This window comes from Chengkuizengella sp. SCS-71B, from assembly GCF_040100845.1.
Classification (GTDB): Bacteria; Bacillota; Bacilli; order Paenibacillales; family KCTC-33759; genus Chengkuizengella.
In genome coordinates this window covers 567,363-592,946 of the sequence record NZ_JAZHSH010000001.1, presented here as the reverse complement: position 1 = coordinate 592,946, position 25,584 = coordinate 567,363, and the positions used below count along the sequence as shown (strand labels likewise).

Sequence of the window (25,584 nt, the reverse complement as noted above, 5' to 3'; positions counted from 1 at the left end):
GTATTCATATCAAATGATTTCATTGAACCAAAACATTTCTTTCAGTGATTTTTTCCACATCCTCTATGCTACTCAAGTTGTATTTATATAAATAAAGGGAATTTATGGTCTTATATTGATTAATTTTACAAAATTAAGAAAATAGAGGTATTTTATGGTCTTAAATCAGGGAATTGATCAAAAATCACATCAAAATTAGCGAAAAACACAAAAATAAGTCCATTAATTCCCGCTATTTTAAATATTTATCAAAAAAAGACTATATAAGACCAAAAATTCCCGCTAATCCATTTTTTCATCAGCAATGCTTCAAAAAGGGGATGAGTCTTTCTGACCACATTCTGAAATAGAAATTTTCAAAAAAATTCTTCTTCCTATTGTATTACACTATATTTCTTATGGGCAATGATTTATTCATTTGATGAGATAAAATCACTAGAGTTACTTCTCTAAGGTATGATTAATCTTCGCCCAATTAGCTAAAGTAGCAGAAAGTTTCAAACTAATAGAGTGAATGAGGCTGGGACATAAGTTAAAAACTAACTGATTTTTGCATAATACGCATAAATAAAATCGCATGAAATCAAGGATTATTAAATTAATTTCATGCGATTTATTCATTTTAATTGGGTTTTGTCCCAGCCTCGCTCACTTTTTGGCTATGTTTTTGCTTGAACTTGGTGAAAATCTTCCGCCTAAACTGCTGAAGAACTGCTTCATTTTTATAGGTTTTCGATTCCCTCTTTTTTTCCTTTGTCTGCTATAAATATCCATCCATACCGCTAGGATCAAAATACCACCCTTAACGATATATTGCCAGAACGTTTCAACATTCATCATACTCATGCCGTTATCTAGACTTGCCATAACTAATGCACCGATAATCGCACCTGAAATAGTTCCTGCTCCACCTAGTAAACTAGTTCCACCAATTACTGCAGCAGCAATTGCATCCAACTCATACATATTACCAGCATTTACTGTTGCAGATCCAACCCTAGCTGTTAATAAAATACCTGCAATAGCAGCTAATGTATTTCCTAACACGAATAACATCAATGTTCTTCTTTTAATATTAATTCCCGATAAACGAGCTGCTTCTGGATTTCCACCAATCGCATAAATTTGTCTTCCATATACCGTATTTTTAGAAATAAATGTAAAAATAATTGCTAAGAAAATCACAACGAAAATTGGAATAGGTATCCCTTTATAACTATTCATAGCTAGTACAAAAGTAAGGACTATTATAGATACTAAAACAATTTTCAATAAACTTAGCACCATAGGTTCTATATCAAAACCAAATTTCTTACGAGAAACTCTTTTCAGAACTAATAATAAGGCAAAAACACCAATCGCCAAAATCCCGATTAATAGTCCCCAACCATCAGGAACATACCCCGTACCTACTAATTTAAATCCATCAGATAAACCAGAGATCGTCTGACTATTACTAATTCCTAACAATAGTCCTCTAAATATGAGCATACCACCAAGTGTTACAATAAAAGCGGGTACTGCTCGATATGCAACCCACCAGCCTTGCCATAATCCAATTAATGCACCAAAAACGATGGTTACAATAAACACAACAACGGCATTCCAATCATACGTTGAATTTAAAATCGCGGCAACTCCACCTGTTAAACCTACTAATGAACCAACGGACAAATCAATATGTCCTGCTACAATGATTAATACCATTCCGACTGCTAATACAGATGTAACTGACATTTGATTAAATAAATTAGATAAATTTCTTGGCTCTATGAAACTACCACCACTAAGAAACGTGAACAATATCCAAATCAAAACTAAAGCAGCGATCATCGTATAGGCTCTAAGATCAAATTTGACCCATTGTATTTTTTGTTTCTTTTTCAATGACTGAGTAGTATTTGTATTCATTTTACTTACCTCCCGTGGCTGCTACCATAATTTTCTCTTGTGTTGCATCTTTGTAATCAAACTCACCCGTTAGTTGTCCTTCATTTAATACTAAAACACGATGGCTAATTCCTAATACTTCTGGCAGTTCGGATGAGATCATAATAATAGCCACACCTTTTTTAATCAGTTCATTCATAATGTTATAAATTTCGAACTTAGCACCAACATCTATACCACGTGTAGGTTCATCTACAATTAATACTTTTGGTTCTGTCATTAACCATTTACCAAGGACAACCTTCTGTTGATTTCCACCACTTAAATTTCCAACAATACTTTCTACAGAAGGAGCTTTAACTTTTAAAGACTGATGATATAACTTTGAATGTTTGATTTCTTCGTTTTCACTAATCACACCATATGGTGAAATCCATTTTAAACTTGGCAAAGTAATGTTATTTTGGATGCTCATGCCCAGTACCAGACCATATTTTTTTCGATCTTCTGAAACTAACGCAAGCCCCTTTTTAATAGCATGTTCAGTATTTTTAATCTTGACTTTCTCACCATCAATTTCAACTTCACCACTAGTTAAACCAGCATAGGTACCAAATAGACTCATCACAAGCTCCGTACGACCCGCACCCATCAAACCAGAGATTCCTAGTATTTCGCCCTTCCTTACTTCAAAGGACACGTTATCAATCAGATTTTTACCTACTTGATCAGGGTCTTTCACTGAATAGTTTTTAACAGATAACACAACATCTCCAGGATTGGCTTCAACTCGTGGGAACCTTTCTGTTAATTCACGTCCAACCATTAATGAAATCACCTTATCTTCATCAATTTCAGCAGTATCATGTGTTGCTACTGTTTGCCCGTCACGTAATATCGTAATGGAATCAGCTATATCAAAAACTTCATTTAACTTATGAGAAATATAAATGCAAGTTACTCCGCGCTTTTTAAACTCTCTTAATATGTTTAATAGGATCTCAACTTCTTTTTCTGTAAGTGCAGCCGTTGGCTCATCTAATATTAATATTTTTGCATTTTTGGATAACGCCTTTGCTATTTCAATTAATTGCTGCTGACCAATTCCTAGTGTTCCAGTAATTTGATCTGGTTTAATTCCCGCTAATCCTACTTCAGCTAACCATTTTTCAGTCTCACTGTAGACATAATCCCATTGAATAACACCAAATTTTTGAGGTTCATTTCCTAAAAATAAGTTTTCTGCTACGGTCATACCTCTAACTAATGCTAATTCCTGATAAATAATAGCAATACCAGCTTCTTCTGCATCTCTAATATTCGTAAAAGCTTTTTTATCCCCATCTACTAGTATTTCACCTTCATAAGTTCCCTCAGGATATAACCCACTTAGTACTTTCATTAACGTCGATTTACCCGCACCGTTCTCACCACACAATGCATGTACTTCGCCTTTATTCACTTTAAATGTCACTTGGTCCAAAGCTTTTACACCAGGAAATTCTTTGGTGATTTGTTTCATTTCTAACGCAATTGTCATTTTTGTTCTCCCCCCTGCTATAGTACTTGTTCAAAAAATTTCGTTTTCCACCTAGAAGATTGTGGAATGTACTTTATTGAGCAAGACCTATGAGTAAAAAGCTTGTATTGGAGTAATTGAGAAAATCTTTATTAGAATTCATGCCTTTTTTTGAGGATAGAATTCAGACTTTCCTATCCTCTAAAAAAGGGGGGGAAATGAAAGAGTAACTCCCTTCATCTTCCCCGCTAAATTAAATATGGATTATTCCCCGTATACATCCTCTTGAGAGTGGAAACCATCGGCAATAACAGTTTCATCAATGTTATCTTTATTCACTGGAATTGGATCTAAAAGAATTGATGGAACGTCTTTAAATTCATTATTTACAACTTTTGTAGTTTCCGGAGTTTTTCCATTTGCTAAATCAATTGCTAATTGAGCAGAATGGTAAGCTAAATCTTTGATTGGCTTGTAAACCGTCATTGTTTGTGTTCCTTCAACAATTCTTTGAATACCAGCAAGCTCAGCATCTTGACCAGATACGGGGATTTGACCTGCTAATCCTTGTTGGTCTAACGCTTGGATAACGCCACCAGCTGTACCATCATTAGCAGCAACAACCGCATCGATGTTGTTTTCATTTTTAGTTAAAGCATTTTCCATATTTGCTAATGCATTCGCAGGGTCCCAACCTTCTGTAAATTGCTCATAAACGATCGTAATATCACCTTTATCAACTAAAGGTTGAAGAATGTTCATTTGACCTTGTTTAAATAAGTGTGCATTATTATCAGTGTCTGCACCTTCGATTAGTACATAGTTACCAGTTGGTGCAGCTTCTACGATAGCTGTAGCTTGCATTTCACCTACACGTTCGTTATCAAAAGAAACATATAAATCTACATCCGCTTCTTTGATTAAACGATCATAAGATAGAACTTTAATTCCAGCTTCATGTGCTTTTTCAACAATTGCCGCTGCTGCTTTAGCTGAATGAGGAACTACAACCAAAACGTCTACCCCTTGACTAATTAAGTTTTCAGCTTGAGAAATTTGTTTTGCATCGTCACTGTTTGCTGATTGTACTAATACTTCTGCACCTAACTCCTCTGCTTTTTCAACAAAGAAGTCACGGTCTCTTTGCCAACGCTCTTCTTGTAATGTATCCATAGAGAAACCGATTACAATCTTATCGTCACTTACTTCTTTATCCCCTTCGTTACTTCCAGTATCTGTAGCATTATCACTATTACCACACGCAGCTATTGAAAATACAAAAACTAACGCTAGTAATAAAACCCCAACCTTCTTGAATTTTGTGTTCATTCTACCTCTCCTTTTTAATATAAGTATTTACAATTTTAAGACTACCAAGAAATATATTGTTTGTGAGAGATAATCGTCTGTACTTTATTGGTATATACAGCACTTTTTTATGTTCACCCTATAAAGTGAAGTTCATACAAGATAAAAAAACACCATTATGGAAGTTTTATTAAACTAACCACTGGTGTTTTTACAAGAATATAAACCCTTATCACTTTTTAATAAGATATCAAACTTTATTTCTAAATTCTGTTGGTGAAACGCCATATTTTTTCTTAAATACTCTACTAAAATAATTCGGGTCCTTATATCCTATTTCATATGTAATTTCTTTTAAACTTCTTTGGGGATCTGTCATCAATTCCCTAGCACGTTCAAGTCGACATTGTGTGAGAAAATCAATATAGTTTGTCCCCAACTGATCTTTAAAAAGTTTGCTAACATAATACGGACTGAATCCAACAAATTCTGCGAGTATTTCTAAAGATATCTCATGATGTGCATTTTTGTAAACATAGTTTTTCATTCTTGATAATAAATCAGGTTCAACCCCAGCACTCATCTTTTCTATAGGCTCGATCATTTTTCTCAAAATCACATTTGTTTCTGTCTTTAATTGTTGTATACTTTCAATTTTTGTTAAATAAATTGGACTTTCCACTTCAAAACCCATTTCATTCATACTTCGGCTCATTAACCATAGTACTTGCAATACTCTTTGTTGAATTTCGATTTGAGGTTTTTTATTGGATGCATAGTTTATAATGAGCTGATTTATTAGTTCAGGTAATGGATGAACATTTCCTTTCCTTGTTTCTTCCAACATTCGTTTTTCCAGGTCTAAATCTAACGTATTTGATGTTGCATTTAATTTTTTTAAATCCTCGTAAAAGAGATGTTTGGTTGGCAAGTCTAAATCTGCAGATGCTAATAAAGCCTCATGATATGAATTTTGAATGTGCTCGATTTGAACACATGGCTTTCCAACCCCGATGAAAAAATGAATACCTTGAAAACGATTTGAAAAATTAAGCAATTTCCTGATTAAACTTGAAGCATGAGAACGATACGTCTTTTCAGGTTTTGGGATCACAATGATAGGAATATGTTTACCTGACAAAGCACCTACAAAACCCTGTTCCTCCTGATGATAAAAGCTTTTGACTTCACGATATAATTCCAATAAAGGAATGGGTTCCATTTTCTCAAAATTTTCGGTTTGAACTACTAACAAAAGTACATACGCATTTTGGATTTCAACCATACCTAATATTTCTATCATTTCATCAAGTTGCATGACATGAATATGCTCAAACAAAAGTTGTGTAACTAAATCTGCTTCTACAATTGGCAATATTTTTTCAAGACGTTCCTCGCTCTGCAATTGAACCTCCTTCTCTTTTTTTTCAATGTCCATTTCATCCAATACTTTTTGAACAGCATGAACTATATCTACAGGTTTGCTAGGTTTGAGAATATAGTCCTTAACTTGCAGCTTCAATGCAGTTCTTGCGTACTCAAAAGTATCGTAGGCAGATACCATAATAAATCTGACAAAAGGGGCAAATTGTTTAATAGTTTTAACTGCAGCTAAACCATCCACCTCTGGCATTCGAATATCCATGAATATAAGATCAGGTTCAAGTTCCTTAGCCATTTCAATTGCTTCTTTACCATTGCTAGCTTGTCCAACGATTTGAATATTAGCAATATGCTTTTCAAGAATTTTCTGCAATGCCATTCTTTCAATCGCTTCATCATCTACAATGAGAATTTTATTCATTAATATCCTTTCTCCTTTTTGGGAGCTGCAATGTTATTTTTGTCCCTTTTTCTGGAATACTTGAAATTTGAATCACATCATCAATACCATAGTGTAATCTCAATCTGTTAATCACATTACTTGTGCCGATTCCAGTTGAATGCCCTTCATATTGATTTGAAGATTCTCCCTTTAAAATTTCGTTCACTTTTCCCTGTGACATTCCTTTCCCTTTATCTTCTATACAAATCAAAACATGCTCTGGTTGATCCTTAATTTTAATATGTATTTCTCCACCTTCTTCAGATGGTTCTATAGCATGAATGAATGCATTTTCAACAAAGGGTTGAATCGTTAAAGAAGGAATTTCAAAAGAAAAACATTTACCTTCAATGTCAATATCGTACTGGACACGATCAAAAAATCTTGCTTTTTGAATCGCTAAATATTCCTGTACCCCTTTCATTTCTTCAAGAATTGTGACCGTCGTGCCCATCTGTCTTAAATTATAACGCAATAAATTGGATACAGAAGTAATGAGATCACTTGTTTCATAAGCTTCCTCTAAATAAGCTTTTTTCGATATTGTGTTTAAAGTATTAAACAAAAAATGAGGGTTGATCTGACTTTGCAGACTTTTAAGTTCGCTTTCCTTTAACAGTAGTTTATGTTCATTAAGATCACGTTCAATTTTAGCCTTTTCCTTCATTTCACCTATTAATTTTTTAATATCAGTGCGCATACGTTCAAACACATTAGCCAAAAACCCAATTTCATCATTGCTTTTGATATTGATTTGCCTATCAAACTTACCCCTAGATATCTCTTTTACTGCCAGAGTTAGTTTAAGAATTGGACGTGTGATACTTCCCGCGAATAGATAGGAAAATAACAACAACAAAAAGGAAGCCATCAACAAGATCCAAAAACCCATTTTTTCTAGGTTCGTACTTTGTTCAATAATGGATCGATAAAATTGATGATATGTCTTTAATTCGTGATCTAAAATAGATAGTGTCATCTCTTCAATGTAATCTGATATTTTGGTTGCTTGATCCAAATGAGATGTAGCTAGCTCGAAACGATCATTTTGAAAAGAAATCAAAGCTAACTCTGTTGATTCTATCTGGCTCCTAATCATATTTTCATAATTGATTAAATCCATATAATTATTAGTGTTTCTCAATGAATTCAATTGAACAGATGTAGTTTGTAATTCCAATTTTTTATTTTCATAAGATACAAGTTGCTCTTCAGATGTTTCTAATATGTACTCATGTAATGTAGCAATTAAGTTTTCACTTAGGTTTGAAACTTGATTCATTAATAAATATCTTTGTAATATTTGATTATACTGCTCAATCGTTTTTTGATTATGATAACTCATAAATAACCAAATACCCAACATCATCATCCATATAAACAATGACAGCAGTATGATTTTTTTCTGAATTGTTTTCATAGATCAAACTCCGTTATGACTTTACTAGGAGTGTAGTGGTTTTTTTCAAGTGGTATTTCCTTACCTTCTAACCATTTTAGCATCATCACCATACTTTTTACTCCAATTTCTTTTGGATGATGTTCAATTGTCGCCTGAATAATCCCCTTTTTTACTAACTCTCTTATTTCTGTATTGTCATCAAAAGCGTATATCTTATAGTTTTCAATCCGAGATCTTGTTTTAATTGTTTTTACAATTTGACTTGCTCCACCTGCATTTAAAGCAACGATATTTTTACAACTAGGGTTCTCATTTAATAAAGAGACTGATTCTTGGAATGTAGATTTTAGCCTATCATTAAAAACATAGGGATTTCCTATTTTAATCTTTTTATTTGTTATTAGGGTATCCATGACACCTCTTTGTCTCATTTCTTGCAAGTTGATGGAATCTTCTCCAGCTAAGAAACAAACATTAGCTGGCAATTCGATTGTTTTTTGTAAATACTCTGCGATTTTTATGCCTTCTTGATAATGATCTACCCCAACATAAGTTCTTCTTAAACTATCTGGTGCATCTGAAGCTATTGTAATTACAGGTATCCCTTTTATGGATGCTTGATTCACGACCTCATTAAAATCAGGATCATCGATACCTCGAACGAGAATACCATCCACTTTAGATGCGATAGCCATTTCAATTTGTTTAATGATTTCATTTTGATTCGTTCGATATGTTCCCCAAATATTCAGATCGGTATTATTATTTTGTGCAATATAGCTTACACCGTCAACAAGCTCATCCCAAGAAACACTTCCCAACTGATCGGAAATTAAAACAATTCTATATTTATTAAAATCGTTTTCATCTGGTTCCAAATATAGGATTGAATTATCATTATACATATTAATAATGTAATAAGCGGATACAATCATGGTTATGATACTACCCATCGAAAGAGCTACGATAATTATTTTTCTCATTAACATTTACCTCTCAATAGAATACTGTTCAGATCGTACTGTTTCACATTATTGTAACACATCGTTTAACAGCTTGAATGAGCTGCCTCACCGATTAACGAAAAGTTCATACAAGTACAAAAAAGACTTCACTCGAATTTTGTTTAAAAATAAGATATACTTTATTGTTAGTTACATGTTCAAAAAGTTCAGTTTTCAGCACCGAGAAGATTGTGCAAATATGAAGAAGCCGGAGCGGAGTGTAGTTATTGTTACATGAGCACCGGACTTCAAATGTGAGTGCAATATTCGATGTCGAAGTCACTTCCTAGAGTCAGTTCGTGATCACTACTGAAAACCAGTCACTTCCATGTGACTAATGTAGTACCAGCACGTCCTGTGCTGGCAAAAGGGGACTTTTTGAATAACTTCTAGTAGTATTTGTAATTTTATGAGGTGAAATGAATGTCAACAGGTTTCTCATGGTTTATTTTTATATGGGTCTTTATATTAATCGGTTTCATGTCTATTGGTGGATACTTCATGTTTAGAAAATTCTTGAAAGTACTCCCTCAAGCAGACGGTAAATCGAAATTAGATTGGCAAAATCATTATGTTGAAAAAAGCAGACATTTATGGACGGATGAATCAAAGGAATTTCTAGAACAGTTAGTCTCACCTGTTCCAACTCCTTTTCGTGATATAGCTAAGCATTCAATTGCTGCAAAAATTGGACAAGTTGCACTAGAAAGTAATGCTTCAGAAGTGACTCGTGATCATTGTGTAGAAGGATATATATTAGCAACACCAAGGAGAGATTACAAAAGTTTAATCTCATTTCTTGAGAAAAATGAAATTGATTATTCGGCTTATGAACACTTGCTGAAAAAAGCATAATCATTAATGTTCAATTCATACTTCTTCAGATATCTTTCTGAAGAAGTTTTTTATTTTTCGAAATCTTTATAAGTATCTTAAAATGAATTGTTTTCAGTGTCCTAAAAATCACCTATTAACATAAACATGATATAGGATTGTAAAAACGAATGTGGAAGGAAGGATCGTCGTGGCAAAATCGAAACGCGGAAAAGCTTTGTGGAAAATACCAACTAGAAGCAGAGGAACATGTCCTATATGTAATGCAACTCGTATTAAACTACTTTATGATATTGTGAACGAAGAAGGAGAGAACTTAAAAGTGTGTAAAAGATGCCAAAAACACAAAATTTAAAGTGAATCTTTCTTTTAGAAAATTGCCATAATAAAGATACTTCATAAAGTAAAGAGTAATTGTCAATTTAAACTGACCATAGGGAGATTATACGAAATGGCAAAAACGAACCGAAGTAAAGAAAATGAATTTAAAATGAAAAAAGAAAATCCTAAACCACACGGTAAGGTTGAATCCTTTGATGAAATTTGGGAAGAACAGAAGGAAGGAAAGACAAAAACGTAGTTTATAATCCAAGAACAAGATTAAAAAAACTCTTCAATTCAATACGATTGAAGAGGTTTTTTGTTTGAACTGATCATTTTTTACATTGTTGATCACTATCACTCTACCCCGAGTGTTGTTTTTAAATAATCCATAAATAAAGCCGACTGTTGCTCCAATTTCAAATCTTCTTTCGGTAATATGGAATGATCTAAAGCTAATCCATCTATAAACGCAATGATGGATCTAGCAATGACATCACTGTCAAACTTCGTGCTGAATTCACCATTTTGTTGGCCCTTTTTTATGATATTACTGTATATTTTAAATCCATTATAATATCGAGCCTTGCCATATTCTCTTCTGCGTTTATTATTTCTTCCCGTAATAAAGAACTCTAGTTTTGAAGGTGCTAAAGGATCCATTTCATCATTTGGTTGTCTCTCCTCACCATATATGGTTCCTAATAACAAATCCCAATGAGAATGGACTTTTTCTTGTAACACTTCCTCCAGTTCATCTAAATACACCTGTAATTCATCTTCAAGAATGGTTTCAAATACATCTTCCTTGTTAGAAAAATACTGATATAAACCACCTCTACTTACTTTGGCTGCATCCATGATATGTTTCATCGTTGTATGTTCATAACCATGTTGTATGAAAACATCTTTTGCTTTATTTAATATGCTAGCTCGTCGCTGCTCCATGTGTTCCTTGCTGACTTTCGGAGACATCTATCTTCCCTCGCTCTATTTTGCTTTTTAAAGTATAGCCAATGATCGAAATCAAGATCAATAGTGATCCTGTTATAATAAATGTTGGAATGACCCCTAAAACAGTTGCTAACCATCCACCTAACAATGGACCAATAATTGTCGCGGTCGTTGTCACACTATTGATAACCCCAAATGCTCTCCCTGTCATATGTACAGGAGTATCGGTCTGCACTGCAGCCTGAAAAGGGATAAAAACTAATCCAGCTGCAAAACCCGCAACTAACCCTAATGCCGGTCCCCATAGTGTAGATAAAGATAAATCTATACTAGTTAATACTGCCATCATACCAAAACCTACTCCTATTCCGCAAACCCCAATGAACATGAGTTGAAGAGGATTATAGTTCGTTTTCTTAGCTAAAATCAACCCTGAGAAAAACATTCCAAGACCGGCAGCAGTAACGATATAGCCAAACAAATCAGGAGAAACATTAGAAAGTTCCCTAATTAAAACAATAATTTGAGCATCGGATAACTGTAAAATTAGAAGGCTTATTCCTAAAACCGCCATTCCAACTAATAAAAAATTATTTCTTTTTATAAATGTCAAACCTTCAAAAAACTCTTCTTTAAATGTACCTTTTTTATTCTCTTCTAGATCCTGGTGTTTTTCTAAAGCATTAATCCCTTTAGGTAAGGCTAGAATGAAAAGAGCCGATACTATAAAAGTAGCTGAATCAATAAAGAATACTAGCTTAGAACCAAAGGCTGCAACCAATACTCCACTCAATAAAGGACCTAGTACCTTAGTTCCTGAATCAATCATGGAAGTAATAGACATCGCACTTTTCATTTGAGTATCAGGCACAAGCTCTTTTAACTTACCATTTTTAGCTGGAATAAACACAGCCGATAACATACCAATTAAAAACAAACAAACATAAACTGTCCAAATAGAATTAGCAAATGCTAACAAAAGAATAAGTCCTGCTCTAACACAATCGGATATAACCATTAACATTTTTCGACTAAACCGATCTGCAATTGTCCCTGCAAGAGGTCCTAAAAGCGCCATTGGCACAGCTAAAGATAAAATAATAAATGAAATTTCCATAGGGGACGCTTCCCATTTCAATCCTACAAGTGTAATAATTGCCACAATACTTAACCAATCACCAAGGCTTGAAATTAACTGTGCAACCATTAATGTTATATAGCCCTTATTCTTTCCTAAATGTGTTTCCAAATGTACCCCTCCCAAATTAACGACACTAATGTCTTTTTTACTTCTTCATTATAACGACATCAATGTCGTTAATCAAATCTTTTTTAAAAACTCGACTGCTGTTTGTGTTTCTTTAATATTATTGTAGGTGGTTCCTTTAACAACCAAAACAGACTCTGGACCATATTCCATCCTAGACCATAGTCTAGGAAACAATTTATGTAGAACAAAAACTCCTATCGGAGTCTCTCGAGGAGGTAGCCGAATACTTCTTTACACTATCATCTTTGAATAGGCTCTAGTGAATGTACATGTGTACATTTTTGAATCTTAAGTACAAACATCCAATCAAAATATTGTTACCTTTAATATAATATCTTGTAAAAATATATAAAATAATTATGAAAGAGGTGAGCTTATGGGACATTTTGCTAAATCTATCTGCGACTGCTGTGTCTGTCCAATGAAGTGTATTTTAATGCAATTAATGGAGCAACAAATAACTGTAGATTTTTTGCGCACTACTTTTGGACAAATTAACATTTCCTTTACTATAGATCGTATCGAAGATTTTATAGTATTTACTGATCAAGGAAATATCGCAATCTGTCAAATTGTTGCTTTAGGTTTCAATATGGAAGCTGATATTAAATTAAAACCAATTAGAAAGAATTTTGTTGGAGAATGTGCATGTTGTGAAGACCCTATGACAAATTTGTTAAATTCCATGAAGGGGCAAAAAATAAGTATACCTTCATCAACAATTACAGAAGCAACTATAGCAGATGTAGGTGAAGGAATCGTATTACTTAAAGATCTTTTAACTAACATAGGAGTAGGGTTTGATTTAGGCATAGCTTCTACTTGTGCATTAGATATAGTAGCTCCTCCAATTCAATAGGAAAATCCCGCCATTAGCCATTAAAGACAGTGATGAGAAACTTAATGGGGCTGTCCTAAAAGTCCCTTAAAAGTAAAGAAGCTGAAGGAAAATAACTCATTTTTCTCCAGCTTCTTTTTGGATGGTAATTTTTTAAAAAAGTAGCTAGGCAAATGCCTGCTACTTTCAGTAGATTGTGTGTTAATCATCCTGAATATAATGCATCTAATGAATAATTCAAAATAGCACACTAAATGATATTTTTTCAACAAAAAAGGGCTGTATCCATATCAGAGCCCTTCTTGTTAAACGTTTAAATATAAAATTTTATTTTTAAACAAAGGTGTAGTAAAGCATTTCGTTTTAATAAACAGCAATCAACGATCTATCCAATATAATTGCACTAAAAAAAGTTCCATTAACAGATTTTAAAGTCGCTGTTACTTGATACAAATTAATTCCTATATCTGGAGTTTCATCGCAAAAAGTAAAGTTAGGTTGAGTATGTTGAAGAAAAGAATTTCTAATAAGATTATCAGGCGCAAGATTATCTACACCAACTGAGCTCTGATTTTGTGAATTGATTGTTGATCCTATCTGTTTATCATTTCTAAAAAGTCTATATTCAACAGTAACATTAATGAATGCTGTATTTTGAGCCGATGTTGATGCCGAGAGTTCTTCATCAACCGACCAATCCAGTTTTATGGCTTTTTCTTTATCCTTCACACACACTTTCACTTCTAAAATAACTACTTCTTGGGTAAGTTCTAACTCAATCTCCTCATTCCTAAAATCACAGATTTTCTCTGTCTCTTTTTTAAAAGCTGCCATGGTGTTGCCCCCCAACCTATAAATGTCCGTTCATCCTATCCTATGAACAATCTAATGAAGTTGCTTGGACTCTTATCCATAGGCTGGAATGTAAAAAAGAGCGTGGTATTAGCATCCTTTTAATTACTCTCTCAATCTATTTTATTTAAAAATGGACCTACATTTCCTGTTTTTTCTATGGCATAAGCTACTGATACTTTACTTTGATACAAGATGGCTCTATTGTTACTGCCTTATGGCACTTATAAAGTGTCAGCTACAAAATATGAGCAGATGCACTCATAGGAACTATCAAATATTTATTTTTTATTATTTGCAGAAGCTCAGTTACATCTTCTCTATTTGCATGTAAATCTAGATATCTTCCATCTATAGACCTAAACCACCATGTACACTTATACCTAAATCTAGTCGTTCATATCTCGAACGTCCACTTGCTGCAATTAATATAATAACCAAAAGAATGAATAGTACTAGAACAATTCCTGCTCCAGTAGCAGAACTATGTCCACTCATGTTAATCCCTCCTTTCTATATTTGATGTACTATATAATATGAAAGGAAATTCTACTTTGATTGGACGTGTATCCTAGGGTAAGTACACATTTTTCATAGATTAAAACCCCACTACATTAATAGTGAGGTTTTCCGTTGAGGGATTTTATGAGTGCTGCCAATATATTCTATGTTCATACTCTTCATTTTGGTATATACAAGTGACTTGCTTGTTTGAAAATGTACTATTTTACCATTTCAAATATATAAGTTCTTTCCACCCTCCTTAACATTAAAGAACCCTGCTATTAGTTAAGCAGAGCTTTGAGTTTATTATATAAAACTTCATCTATTTATATCGCTATCCTATCGCGAGCCTATGCTGGGGTAAGTTTAAATCTAAAGGATTACTAGTGGTATAGCTTCTAATTGAAGCTAATAATATTATTACAAGTAATATAAATAAAACTAAAACAATTCCTGCTCCAAAACCAGAACTATGTGAACCCAGGTTAATCCCTCCTTTCTATATTTGATGTAATATATACTATGAAAGGCCAGGCAAATCTAATCTAGTACGTGGAAAAGATGATATGAGGTGGCTACCTTCAAAAGATGAACCATATCTCGAACCTCCATTTGCAGCAACTAAAATAATTACCAATAGAATGAATAAAACCAAAACTATAGCTGCTCCCATAAAAACACCTCCATTCTATATGTTATAATACATACTATGAAAGGAAAATATTATCTGCTTGGGTTAATGTTCTGATACAAGCGCACATTTTTCATAGATTAAAACCCCACTACATAAATAGTGAGGTTCCGTAGAAGGATTCTATGAGTGCGTTATAGTGGATAGCAACTCTACTATAACTGCCCATGTTAATCCCTCCTTTCTATAATATGGAGATTACTTATATATTTAAACCGGGTTGAGTAAATGGACTCATCAATCGTGAATCATTAAATAGGTTTTGTTGGGATGATAACGGTTGTCCAAGTACCCATGAACCACATGAACCATATCTCGAACGTCCACTTGCTGCAATTAAAATAATAACTAAAAGAATGAAAAGGACTAAAACAACTCCTGCTCCAGTAGCAGAACTATGACTGGCCATAAAAATCCCTCCTTTCAATTTGATGTACTATATACTATGTTAAATAATCTAATATGATTGGACTGGTATCCTAGTGCAAGTACACATTATTCATAGTTTAAAACCCCACTTCAATAAATAGTGAGGTTTACACCGTAGAGAGATTCTATGAGCGCACACCCTCCTATTACTAGGAGGGTGATATATTCTATGTTCAAACCCTTCATTTGGTATAGACACGTGACTTGCTTGTTTGAAAATGTGCTTTACCCTAAGTCAAGATCAGCACAGATTGTTGTTTTACGCCTAACAATACCAAAACGACTTGTCTCTTAGTATAAAAGAAAAAATGTGTTTTTTAGATTAGACTTTATAGGAATATAGTACTAACTGCATCCCTGATCACATATACCAGCTGGAGGGATACTTATATTACATATAAGTCCCATTACAGAATTGGCAATTGGATCAACTGATATATCATATACAGTATTATCGCAAGCTTCATTGTTCTTTAGTGTATTATCTATTGAACTATCTACCGTAATCCCTCTGGCATGTCCACATACCGTATTATTTTCAATTCTGTTTTCGTTCGATCCACTATCTAGCAAGATACCATCAGTATCACTATCAGATGATGGAAGTTGAAGCTGAAGTAAATTGGACAAACTTGATGTGATGGTCGATCCGATCTGTTTGTCGTTTCTACAAAATCGATATTCAACCGTAGCATTAGGATGAAGAAGAAACCCATTTTTGGATGATGCTTCTGAAGAGAGAAACTCATGTACCGACCAATCCAGTTTGACAGTTTGATTTTTATCCTTTACACAGATCTTTACCACCAAAATCTCTTTCTCTTGATCCACAACTAATTCAATGGGAGCTTGGCAAAAATCACAAGCTACTTTGACCTTCGGTTTTAAGAAAGATATATTATTCACAGCTGTCAAGGAGCGTGCGGATAACCTTGCTTCACTACTTACATCCTCTCCTTCTGGTGATAACAATTTTGCCTTCACTTGATAACAGTTCACCCCTAAATCTGGTGTCTTATCACAAAGCGTAAAGTTCGGTTGACTATTTTGACTGATACCTAACGTATTTATAATTTGAACAGTATTGTTTTTTATCATATTCAATGAACTATTACTTAAAAAGATACCACTTTCATTATTTTCAAGGACATTATTTTCAACCGTATTGTCGTTTGAATCTTCTAACACAATGCAAAAAAGATTATTATTTTTAATGGTGTTATTTTTTACCGTGTTGCCATTTGAATTAACTAACACGATACTAAAATCATTATCGTCTTTAATGGTATTATTTTTTACCGTATTGTCGTTTGAATCATCTAACACAAGACCGCTTTTATTATTTTCAAGAGCATTATTTTTAACTGTGTTGGAGTTAGAATCATCTATTACGATACCAAATGTATTATTATCTTTAATAGTATTATTATTAAGAATGCTGCCATTTGAATTTTCTATCAAGACACCAAGATTATTATTTTCAAAGATATTATTTTCAATAATGTTAGAGTTTGAATCATCTAGAAAGATACCAAAAAAATTATTTTCAACCGTAATATTTTGTAAAGTACACTCACTTGCTGAGGATAAAAGAATACCCTGATCTAAAGCTCCATTAAAATCCCTTACGTTAAAATTATCAATGGCAACCTCAGTAACACCATCTAAAAAAAAACCAAAATCCCCCCCTGGTTGTACCACAGGTGTACCCATAATACCTCGAATAATAATATTATTTGTTGAAACAGTTACGGACTCCATATATGGACCACCAGGCGCTTCTACTTCTATCTCATCGCCTGGCATGGCAGCAAACTCTGCTGCTTGTATAGTAGGGTGGTCATTGGGTACATTGATTACTGTCATAAAGAAGTCAACTCCTTTTATGTTCACTTCAGTTAGTATATGTCACCAAACCACATTGGCTTGTGCGTTTATACAAAAAATTCTTACTTTTGGAAAAAGTTTTACACGAATGGGGTAGTCGGTTTAAAAGCCTTATTTTTATTAAATGAAACCCATAGAAAAAGCTTCTCCTTTTTACGGAAGAAGCTTTTCCTTTGTGCTAGCTTTGGTAGCTAGTGGGGGTGTAGCTTTTTTAAATTGCCCGAAACCTGAAAAACTTGATTGGTTGTTAATTTGTTGTTGGTTAGATGGAATGACTCTGGTTAGAAAGCAATTGGACGCAAGAGAAAAAAAGCCACCCATAAAACAAACAGTAGTAATTCCTTCACCAACATCCAATACTCTACCTGGCGGTGAAAGTGAAAATCCTATACTTTCAAATTGTGCAAATTGTCCCTTCATAGAATTTAATAAGTTCGTCATTGGGTCCTCACAGCACTTACAATCGCCAGTACTTTTTTTAATAGGTTTTAATTTAATATCAGTAAAGGATGTACCTATATTTAATGCTGCAATTTGGCATATTGGGATTTCTCCTACAGAAGTAAACGCAATAAAGTCTTTGACTTCAATTAAAGTTGCACTTGAAAAATTATTTTCAATTGGAACAATTATGGCGTCAATATCTTGCCCAACCAACTGCTCCAAAGCACACTGCATCGGACAGACGCAGCAATCACAGATCGTTTCATTAAAATGTCCCATAGGGATCATCTCCTCCTTATTTTATTTATATCTTATGAATGAGATCGTATCCTTGATTGGATCTCTGCCTTATGTGATCATAAATCCACATTTGCCTGTATCAATATGGAATGTGCAAAATCGGTGTAATATGATCTACCATATCTGCTGGAGTGATACTGTTGCTTTTAGGCTTCTTGATGCAACAAAGATCTCTGCTACACTTATTTCATCTATTGTAGCTCTTGTACATCTAAGCTCATACGTATTCATTCCCTTATTTGGATTATTATCCACTGTAGGGAAATTTGGAAAGTTAGTAATTCTTCCACCAAAAAATGGAGAAAAATAATCCATTTTATCATGAATAGTTGCAATTACTTCACCATTTCGTTGAATCTCATATATTACTTCAAAAGTAACAGGACCACCAATATCAGTCGACGCTAATACAGCAATTTGAGTCATTGAGTTTAGTGAGACTTGCGTTTTCTCTGTTTGTTTAATACACACATCCACTGTATTTATAACTATGGGAACTGGAGGAACACCAAAGGGAAGTTTAATCGCACCTGCTGCCTCACTATACGGATCATCTACCGAAACCGTATCAGCAACAACAAAAGGTCCTTTCTTTAGTCCCATAAACTCACCTCTCAACTTCTTAAATTATCCGTTCATTCTATCTTATGAATAATCTAATGAAGTTGCTTGGACTCTTATCTATGGGCTGGAATGTAAAAAAAGAGCGCTTATGTGGAGGTCACTGTTGCTCCTTGTTCTCTTTTCTAGGGACCTTACTTTCTTCTAGAGGATATAAAAAAACCAAAGGTTAATACAATTTTATGATGGAGAGGAAGCTAAACAACTCCATTTTAAAAGAGAATCCTAATCACTTAGAATTTGATACTTGTTGAAAAAGAAATGCCGCATCAACTTGACAAGTAGATAAAATACATTGTTCTGAAGGGCTAGATACTATTACGATACCTTCTCCAACCTGATTTACTGTGCCTTCACAACGTCGTTGACCTTCACAAGGAAATATTACCTCAACAGATTTTTCTTTTTCAAATTTATTTGTGGCAGATTCTTCTATACAAGCACATTCCCCTTTAACATCTTTTTTAATAGATTTTAGATTAATTGTTTTTGAGGGACTAACGAAAATACCAGTAATTCGACTTATAGGAATACAAATTGGTGTACCCCCCAGTGTTCCAATTACGTTGAAGTCCTCTACATCCGATATTTTTACTCCTCCAAGAAAAACTGAGATAGTACATATGTTTACTTCACAATCTATAAGTTGTTCACAGACACTCTTCATAGGACAGACGCAACAATCGCAGAACGTTCTATTAAAATAATAGGTCATTCTTTCACCTCCAATCGAAATATATTTATGTTATTCTATGTGACTAGAAATCTATTCGATTGGACTTAATTACCAACATAGCAAAATTGTGTTCTATCCTACTACCTATACTTATACCTTACATTTAGTATAAAAAAATCTATTATACAAGATATGTAATTCCTCTCTTTCCATGTGAGTAATCATCAGGACGCCCCAACTATATCATCAAACTTAATCCACTCATATTTATCCTCAATCTCTAATTTAATTTGCCTTAATCGAGTGTCAATTTTAGTTACTATCCCAGTTTTAAACGCAGGTATAAAAATATAGCTGCATCTCGTATGAAGTGTTGATCGACTATTGCTGTATCTGTTAGATGAACAATTGATATCATGATGAATATCATTACCTTTTTGGTTATCCCTTTAAATTCTTTGTTGCTTTGTAATCTCCCCTCCACACCTGCAGCTATGATTCCTGAAATATAATCAATCAATACAAAGACTATTAATATTTCTATCAAACTGTTCAATCCTCCAAATAGATATGATCCTATTGAACCTAATGAAGCGATAACAAATTTAAATATTGTATTTTCCAGTCCCTGAGTTAAAAAATATTGAATGATATTTAATTCCAATCTATCCACCCTCCTTAACAATAAAGAAACCCTACTATGCATAAGCAGGGTTTTGACTGTATAACTTTATCTATTCATATCCTATACTTTTGATGGTAATACTGATAGGGACTATTCAATATTTATATTTTTATAATATAAAAACTTTTTCCAGTTTAATTGGTTGGAAATACGAAGGTATTACGCCTGGCCAATGGCATCAGTTATAGCGAGAAACAAACTTTCTTCTTGTTCAATTTCTGCAGTTTGTGTTGGCTGTTGGGCAGTAAATCCCTGTAAAGGTTGCTGCAATGGCTCCATTGAGTTCGTAGTATATCTCGAACCTCCACTTGCAGCAACTAAGATAATAACTAAAAGAATGAAGAGAACTAATACTAAAGCTGCCCCCATAAAAACGCCTCCTTTCTATATTTGATGTAATATATACTATGTAAGGAAGATCTATTTTGTCTGGACGAGTATCCTAGTGCAAGTACACATTTTTCATAGTTTAAAACCACTACAAAAATAGTGAGGATTTCGTAAAGAGTGGAATGTCAATACCAAACTAAACAACTTTTTAAGGTGTTCAAGTTTGTAATCAATCGGGCTTAAATATCCTAATGGTATTCCTTGCCTATCTAGGACTATTAAATATTTATCACTATCCATTTACTCACCTCACTTTATCCCATAAATCTGTGTTTTATCGGATGTTCTTCTCAAAATCAATCATGTCAGAACTTCAATAGCTTGGATATTGCATGTTGATAAGATAGTTTGAATGAGAGGATCATCACTTAGAATAACAATCCCTTCACCAACATTCATAATAGTACCGGTTCTACTAGCATTACTAAAACGAACATTTACCCTTTCTCCGATCATCCTTTTTAATACATCGGTGGCTGGATCCTCACAACAAGAGCATTCACCTTTACTATCTTTCCTAACTGGCTTCAAATTTATATTAAGATTAATGGGTTGAGAATTAAATAATTCAACTCCTATTACTTGGCAGATAGGAATTATGAACCTTCTTCCAGATCCAGATCGTATAGTAAATAAATTAAAATTGTTGACATCAGTAATATCATCAATGGTAGCTCCAGCAAAATTAAAAATAATGGCAACATTTTGGATTTCCGATCCTACTCCTACCAGTTGTTCCAAAACACACTGCATCGGACAAACACAACAATCACAGAGATTTTTATCAAAAACACCCATGTGCGCCACCTTCTTTCATTTTACAGTTTAAATATTGTATGAATGTTATTGAAGATTCGACTGGACTGTTGAACGAATAAACAATAATTCCGCTAATTAACTACATATTGAACCCCTGTAATCTCTAAATACTCGGCTTCAGTAATTCTTTCAAAAATGCACATAAAAACCAACTTGTTCTATGGTAGCCCAACCTTTTAAAGTTAGTTATCGAATCTTTATATAAAGAACCTAAAATGTGGAGACTATTTATTTTAGGAGCAATACTAGGAGGGTAGAGAAGAGGAGAACTTCTTGGCATAGAGTGGTCTGATATAGACTTTGATAATCTAACAATAATGGTAAACAAAAGTATTTCATTAACCAACAAAAAGGAGCCATAATAAAAGATCCTAAAACAGAAAAGTCTATCCGTTCCCAATTTCAATTTTTCAATAAAATATTTTTACTGTTAGATAGTCTAAAATAGATTTCAAAGCACTAAAAAAACCCTTGTAACAAGGGGTCTAAAGATTTAATATGTATGGTGCGGTCGAGAGGACTCGAACCTCCACGGGCGTAAGCCCACTACCCCCTCAAGACAATCACTGAAAAAGGTGTAATATGTTGAAACCTTATGTAACAAAGCTTTCATAGTATTTATCAAGTTGTAATAATGTGAAAATAGATAGTTGTTGACGGAATCCGTCAACATTTCGTCAACAACTGTTATTTTTTATAGTGTTTTTCTTATATTGTTTCAAAACTAAAGCATAATCCCTCTTAATTTCTCCAATACAAAACCTTTAATCTTATTTATTAACCTTAAATATCCAGCATTAATAATATGGACATATAACTTAAAATCAATCGTTACATTAATCTCACTTTTCATCTTCATTCTCTCCTTTTCCTGTTTCTCAGTAAATTATATGAATCATGGCTTGTACAATATTTCAAATTTTTTTGAAAAACTAGTATATTTTTTGGAAGGTTGTCCAAACTTGTTTATAAGAGAAACCATACTGATAAGGGAGATTTATTTTAGATGTGGGGAATAGGAAAATATAGAACAAGGTTTGGAAGATGGGTTGATAAATCACCATACAATCAATCTGAGTTTTCAAAATTATCTAAAGTTAGCCATCATACCATAACCCAAATATGTTCAGATAATGATTACATTCCGGGTACTACAATTAAGAAAAAAGTGATGAGAGTAGTAAATGTCACTGATCCTGAAAAAAAACCGTACCATTTTTGGGATTTGTAAAATTTTTCATGTTTGTAATAATAAAGTTGTATGTCTCCTTTAAACTTATTTTTGGGCAAATGGTTTAATTAGAGATGAGACCGAACCACTGACTTTCATAGTTAGTGGTTTTGTATGTATCATCTGTACCTATGTCTAAGTTTAGAGAGTGGTGATGGCAATTTATATTTTGGATGAAATACTAAATCGATGGAATAAATAATTAAAGCTCTAAGAGAAGTAGATCCTTCAGTTAGGGCAGAGACAATAGTGTACCCTTGACTGTGAAATGATATAATCCCCAATCATATCACGACATTTATTTCCCTTTGATACACCAAGGGTTTTGAAAGAGAACCAAAACGCTAAAATGAAAATAGATTTTGCCGAGCGATGGACATATTAAGAATTAATAATGAAAGTAGGATAAGAGAAACGGATATTTACAAATAAAAAAGAGAGGTACTTTCAATACCTCTCAATCAAATGAGTGTTCATTTATAATTTTTTAAAAGTCAAATCATTTTTCATTTAAATAATTGATTGCTGATATAGCATCGACCAATCCATTTCCAAATATGAAAGAATCATTTAATGGAGTTGCTGTTTTATTTATAATTTTCCTAACTGCAACATTAGTTAGTTCTGGTTTTTTCTCTAAAATTAATGCAGCTACTCCTGCTACATGAGGTGATGCCATGGATGTCCCACTATTAAAATCATATCCACCAGGTATTGTACTGAATACATCAACTCCTGGTGCTACTAATTCTAACTTATTTCCAACTGATGATCTAGTATAAATGTTATTTTCTTTATCAATAGCACCGACTGCTATAACAGATTCATATTTGGCTGGATAGTCGATCGAGCCTTTTTTATCATATCCATTATTTCCTGCTGCGGCTACAAGTAATACTCCTGATTTATAGGCATTTTTTAATGCTTTCTCTAAAGCTTTAGAGTGTGTATTGCCACCGAGACTCATATTTACAATGTCTAAGTTATTTGATACTGCCCATTCAATCCCTGCTATAAGATCACTGTAGTTTCCATTTCTATTTATATCCAATACTTTTATTGCATATAATTCTACATTAGGTGCTACTCCAAGTACTCCTTTGTCATTATTTAACCCCGCGACAATCCCTGCAACATGAGTACCATGCCCATTATCATCATTATAATCTAAAGTACCTTCTACGAATGTTTCTCCACCCACAACAAATAAGTCTTCATGGGTATAATCAATACCTGTATCAACTATCCCTATTTTAGTTGCTTTTCCTGAAATACTATTTTCTTGTACAGTTGTAGCATTTATACTAAAAACTCCCCATGGAGTTGATTGTCCGGAAGCTTTTATACTACCATCTTCTTCTACATATTCAACATTTATATCCTTAGTAATTTCTAGAGCTGCGCTATCTGTCATCTCAACAGAAACAACTGGCATATATTTATACTTCTTCTTGATCTTCCCCCCAGCCTCTTTAATTAGCGTCTCATCAATTTCTGAATAGAACCCAACCAAGTATTGTTTTTCATAACTAGCAGATTCTGCAGATGAAAAAACACCATTAAATAATATGAGATTTAAAAATATGAAAGTAGACACAAAAATAGAGATGCTTTTTTTCATAAGATCACTCCTAAATTTTATAAATTAAAGATGATTCGAACGTACAATAAATCGCTGTATAGAAGACTGAAAGCACCTCTAAATCAAGTGGTACATTTTTAATATTTGCTCACTTAGAAAAAATAGATAATAGTTAATAGGGATATTCTGTTATTATATCAAGAAGTAGTGTTTTCAAATTTTATATCTCTCTGTGTAACAATTAGCTATTCCAATAATGATTAATTAACCTAGCTCATGATTAAACGAGTTAATACAGCAAGTGTAAATATAAAAGCTAAAGCACAAAAAAAACTGAATACTTTTCTTTTTTCTTGAAATCCCTCTACACCTAATGTTAACAACAATCCAGATAATAAAATTAACGTGTAAGGATGCATGTCAAAATCTCGTGTAATTAATTCATAACCTGATAATACAACTAGCATTACTACTAATATGAACCGGAAAGTTTTAAGTAAAATTTTTAACACCTCCTTGCACTACTATATCTTAATGTAATAGGTTAATACAAAAGTGTCACCATCTTATTTGATTAACCTTAGAGTGTACTTTTGTCTGATTTTTTCAAAAGGAGGAAATAGACTACCTAAATAGGGTAGTCTATTTCCTTATTATTTTAATATTGATTAATAGTTCCTATTATTCTTGAGGTGAAACATTAAATACTGCTAAATAAGTTACGGTAATTATAGTACCATGTCCCTCATCATTTCTCAGTATTCTTGTAGCTAATAATGACCAATATCCTGCAGCAACAGTACCTCCAATTACACCAGGTGGGAATCCAAGAGCTGATAGTCCCGCAGCCATTGTAGCTCCAGCAGCAGCTGAATACAAGTCCAATGCTATATCTTCACTTTCTTCACTATCTGCGTATCTTGTCCATCCCCACCAATGTTCTTCTATTCTATTTTCTCCATGGTCTTTTGCTGAAATAAGTGATGATGATATAGAAAAATCTTTATTAATAGTAATTTCACCAGATTTTACTCTATTATTTAAGTAATCAAAATATATAAGTAAATCATCTGTTTTATATGTAGTACGAATGTCCTCAGGTATTTTTTTGGATAATCCAATTGTGCCATCTTTATTTAGCTTTAGATACTTTTTTACAGTGTCTACCATTATTTGTGTATCAATACTTTGTTCAGAAACTGTGGAACTACTCGCAAAAGCACTTCCTGATGGTGCTAATAAAGCTACCGCTATCATTACAAACGCTAGTGCCAAACATGAAATACTTTTAATACTTTTAATCATAAT

General features: G+C 33.4%; 28 protein-coding genes and 1 pseudogene. 6 read left to right on the top strand and 23 right to left on the bottom strand.

Annotation, left to right across the window (positions count from 1 at the left end; all coding sequences use genetic code 11):
- Window positions 1-648 precede the first annotated feature (648 nt).
- The 6 genes from VQL36_RS02940 to VQL36_RS02915 form a co-directional block, all read right to left on the bottom strand.
- Complete coding sequence (locus tag VQL36_RS02940; RefSeq protein WP_349247879.1) at window positions 649-1,911, bottom strand: sugar ABC transporter permease; 1,263 nt, start codon at window positions 1,909-1,911, stop codon at window positions 649-651.
- A 1-nt stretch (window position 1,912) separates the two neighbouring features.
- Window positions 1,913-3,430, bottom strand: coding sequence for a xylose ABC transporter ATP-binding protein (locus VQL36_RS02935; RefSeq protein WP_349247878.1), 1,518 nt, complete (start codon window positions 3,428-3,430; stop codon window positions 1,913-1,915).
- Between the two features lie 243 nt (window positions 3,431-3,673).
- Complete coding sequence (gene xylF / locus VQL36_RS02930) at window positions 3,674-4,738, bottom strand: D-xylose ABC transporter substrate-binding protein (RefSeq protein WP_349247877.1); 1,065 nt, start codon at window positions 4,736-4,738, stop codon at window positions 3,674-3,676.
- Between the two features lie 229 nt (window positions 4,739-4,967).
- Complete coding sequence (locus tag VQL36_RS02925) at window positions 4,968-6,521, bottom strand: response regulator (protein WP_349247876.1); 1,554 nt, start codon at window positions 6,519-6,521, stop codon at window positions 4,968-4,970.
- Window positions 6,514-7,962: a sensor histidine kinase gene (locus VQL36_RS02920; protein WP_349247875.1), complete on the bottom strand. Its 1,449-nt coding sequence runs from the start codon at window positions 7,960-7,962 to the stop codon at window positions 6,514-6,516. The genes VQL36_RS02925 and VQL36_RS02920 overlap by 8 nt, the downstream gene beginning before the upstream one ends.
- Window positions 7,959-8,927 carry a sugar ABC transporter substrate-binding protein gene (locus VQL36_RS02915; RefSeq protein ID WP_349247874.1) on the bottom strand — a complete coding sequence of 323 codons (969 nt, stop codon included), beginning with the start codon at window positions 8,925-8,927 and terminating at the stop codon, window positions 7,959-7,961. Before VQL36_RS02915 ends, VQL36_RS02920 begins: the two co-directional genes overlap by 4 nt.
- A gap of 444 nt (window positions 8,928-9,371) precedes the next feature.
- On the opposite strand from VQL36_RS02915, the gene VQL36_RS02910 reads away from it, so the two are divergent.
- The 3 genes from VQL36_RS02910 to VQL36_RS02900 all read left to right on the top strand — a co-directional run bounded on the left by VQL36_RS02910 (window position 9,372) and on the right by VQL36_RS02900 (window position 10,362).
- Window positions 9,372-9,803 carry a DUF2621 domain-containing protein gene (locus VQL36_RS02910; RefSeq protein WP_349247873.1) on the top strand — a complete coding sequence of 144 codons (432 nt, stop codon included), beginning with the start codon at window positions 9,372-9,374 and terminating at the stop codon, window positions 9,801-9,803.
- Window positions 9,804-9,972: 169 nt separating this feature from the next.
- The gene (locus VQL36_RS02905) at window positions 9,973-10,137 is read left to right on the top strand and encodes a hypothetical protein (protein WP_349247872.1); all 165 of its coding nucleotides are present in this window, start codon (window positions 9,973-9,975) and stop codon (window positions 10,135-10,137) included.
- A gap of 96 nt (window positions 10,138-10,233) precedes the next feature.
- On the top strand, window positions 10,234-10,362 hold the full coding sequence (locus VQL36_RS02900; protein WP_349247871.1) for a hypothetical protein: 129 nt from the start codon (window positions 10,234-10,236) through the stop codon (window positions 10,360-10,362).
- 98 nt (window positions 10,363-10,460) lie between these two features.
- Here the strand turns inward: VQL36_RS02900 and VQL36_RS02895 are convergent, their stop codons facing one another.
- A complete protein-coding gene (locus tag VQL36_RS02895; RefSeq protein ID WP_349247870.1) occupies window positions 10,461-11,078 on the bottom strand; it encodes a TetR/AcrR family transcriptional regulator in 618 nt (205 codons plus the stop codon).
- On the bottom strand, window positions 11,032-12,306 hold the full coding sequence (locus VQL36_RS02890; RefSeq protein ID WP_349247869.1) for an MFS transporter: 1,275 nt from the start codon (window positions 12,304-12,306) through the stop codon (window positions 11,032-11,034). Before VQL36_RS02890 ends, VQL36_RS02895 begins: the two co-directional genes overlap by 47 nt.
- 397 nt (window positions 12,307-12,703) lie before the next feature.
- Here VQL36_RS02890 and VQL36_RS02885 point away from each other — a divergent pair, with 397 nt between their 5' ends.
- Window positions 12,704-13,186 carry a hypothetical protein gene (locus VQL36_RS02885; protein WP_349247868.1) on the top strand — a complete coding sequence of 161 codons (483 nt, stop codon included), beginning with the start codon at window positions 12,704-12,706 and terminating at the stop codon, window positions 13,184-13,186.
- Window positions 13,187-13,528: 342 nt separating this feature from the next.
- Here the strand turns inward: VQL36_RS02885 and VQL36_RS02880 are convergent, their stop codons facing one another.
- The 11 genes from VQL36_RS02880 to VQL36_RS02830 form a co-directional block, all read right to left on the bottom strand.
- Window positions 13,529-13,999, bottom strand: coding sequence for a hypothetical protein (locus VQL36_RS02880; RefSeq protein WP_349247867.1), 471 nt, complete (start codon window positions 13,997-13,999; stop codon window positions 13,529-13,531).
- A 369-nt stretch (window positions 14,000-14,368) separates the two neighbouring features.
- Window positions 14,369-14,515 (bottom strand): hypothetical protein, encoded by a 147-nt coding sequence (locus tag VQL36_RS02875; protein ID WP_349247866.1) that lies wholly within the window; start codon window positions 14,513-14,515, stop codon window positions 14,369-14,371.
- A gap of 526 nt (window positions 14,516-15,041) precedes the next feature.
- A complete protein-coding gene (locus tag VQL36_RS02870; RefSeq protein WP_349247865.1) occupies window positions 15,042-15,194 on the bottom strand; it encodes a hypothetical protein in 153 nt (50 codons plus the stop codon).
- A gap of 220 nt (window positions 15,195-15,414) precedes the next feature.
- The gene (locus tag VQL36_RS02865) at window positions 15,415-15,621 is read right to left on the bottom strand and encodes a hypothetical protein (RefSeq protein WP_349247864.1); all 207 of its coding nucleotides are present in this window, start codon (window positions 15,619-15,621) and stop codon (window positions 15,415-15,417) included.
- Window positions 15,622-15,986: 365 nt separating this feature from the next.
- Window positions 15,987-17,507, bottom strand: coding sequence for a nitrous oxide reductase family maturation protein NosD (locus VQL36_RS02860; RefSeq protein ID WP_349247863.1), 1,521 nt, complete (start codon window positions 17,505-17,507; stop codon window positions 15,987-15,989).
- A 174-nt stretch (window positions 17,508-17,681) separates the two neighbouring features.
- Window positions 17,682-18,251 carry a hypothetical protein gene (locus tag VQL36_RS02855; RefSeq protein WP_349247862.1) on the bottom strand — a complete coding sequence of 190 codons (570 nt, stop codon included), beginning with the start codon at window positions 18,249-18,251 and terminating at the stop codon, window positions 17,682-17,684.
- 135 nt (window positions 18,252-18,386) lie between these two features.
- The gene (locus VQL36_RS02850; RefSeq protein WP_349247861.1) at window positions 18,387-18,875 is read right to left on the bottom strand and encodes a hypothetical protein; all 489 of its coding nucleotides are present in this window, start codon (window positions 18,873-18,875) and stop codon (window positions 18,387-18,389) included.
- A 247-nt stretch (window positions 18,876-19,122) separates the two neighbouring features.
- Window positions 19,123-19,608, bottom strand: coding sequence for a hypothetical protein (locus VQL36_RS02845; RefSeq protein WP_349247860.1), 486 nt, complete (start codon window positions 19,606-19,608; stop codon window positions 19,123-19,125).
- 280 nt (window positions 19,609-19,888) lie between these two features.
- Entirely contained in the window at window positions 19,889-20,233 is a 345-nt protein-coding gene (locus VQL36_RS02840) for a holin family protein (RefSeq protein WP_349247859.1), read from the bottom strand.
- Between the two features lie 180 nt (window positions 20,234-20,413).
- Window positions 20,414-20,623, bottom strand: a complete 210-nt coding sequence (locus VQL36_RS02835; RefSeq protein ID WP_349247858.1) for a hypothetical protein — start codon at window positions 20,621-20,623, stop codon at window positions 20,414-20,416.
- A gap of 321 nt (window positions 20,624-20,944) precedes the next feature.
- On the bottom strand, window positions 20,945-21,442 hold the full coding sequence (locus VQL36_RS02830) for a hypothetical protein (RefSeq protein ID WP_349247857.1): 498 nt from the start codon (window positions 21,440-21,442) through the stop codon (window positions 20,945-20,947).
- Window positions 21,443-21,720: 278 nt separating this feature from the next.
- Between VQL36_RS02830 and VQL36_RS21095 the strand changes: the two are divergent.
- Window positions 21,721-21,813, top strand: a pseudogene (locus VQL36_RS21095) (site-specific integrase); the annotation flags it as partial.
- Between the two features lie 374 nt (window positions 21,814-22,187).
- On the opposite strand, the gene VQL36_RS02825 reads toward VQL36_RS21095, so the two are convergent.
- Window positions 22,188-22,316 carry a hypothetical protein gene (locus VQL36_RS02825; protein WP_349247856.1) on the bottom strand — a complete coding sequence of 43 codons (129 nt, stop codon included), beginning with the start codon at window positions 22,314-22,316 and terminating at the stop codon, window positions 22,188-22,190.
- 153 nt (window positions 22,317-22,469) lie between these two features.
- On the opposite strand from VQL36_RS02825, the gene VQL36_RS02820 reads away from it, so the two are divergent.
- A complete protein-coding gene (locus VQL36_RS02820) occupies window positions 22,470-22,694 on the top strand; it encodes a transcriptional regulator (RefSeq protein ID WP_349247855.1) in 225 nt (74 codons plus the stop codon).
- A gap of 499 nt (window positions 22,695-23,193) precedes the next feature.
- On the opposite strand, the gene VQL36_RS02815 is transcribed toward VQL36_RS02820, so the two are convergent.
- The 3 genes from VQL36_RS02815 to VQL36_RS02805 all read right to left on the bottom strand — a co-directional run bounded on the left by VQL36_RS02815 (window position 23,194) and on the right by VQL36_RS02805 (window position 25,581).
- Entirely contained in the window at window positions 23,194-24,315 is a 1,122-nt protein-coding gene (locus tag VQL36_RS02815) for a S8 family peptidase (protein WP_349247854.1), read from the bottom strand.
- Window positions 24,316-24,545: 230 nt separating this feature from the next.
- Window positions 24,546-24,743 carry a DUF3953 domain-containing protein gene (locus VQL36_RS02810; RefSeq protein ID WP_349247853.1) on the bottom strand — a complete coding sequence of 66 codons (198 nt, stop codon included), beginning with the start codon at window positions 24,741-24,743 and terminating at the stop codon, window positions 24,546-24,548.
- Window positions 24,744-24,957: 214 nt separating this feature from the next.
- Window positions 24,958-25,581 (bottom strand): hypothetical protein, encoded by a 624-nt coding sequence (locus VQL36_RS02805; protein ID WP_349247852.1) that lies wholly within the window; start codon window positions 25,579-25,581, stop codon window positions 24,958-24,960.
- Window positions 25,582-25,584 lie beyond the last annotated feature (3 nt).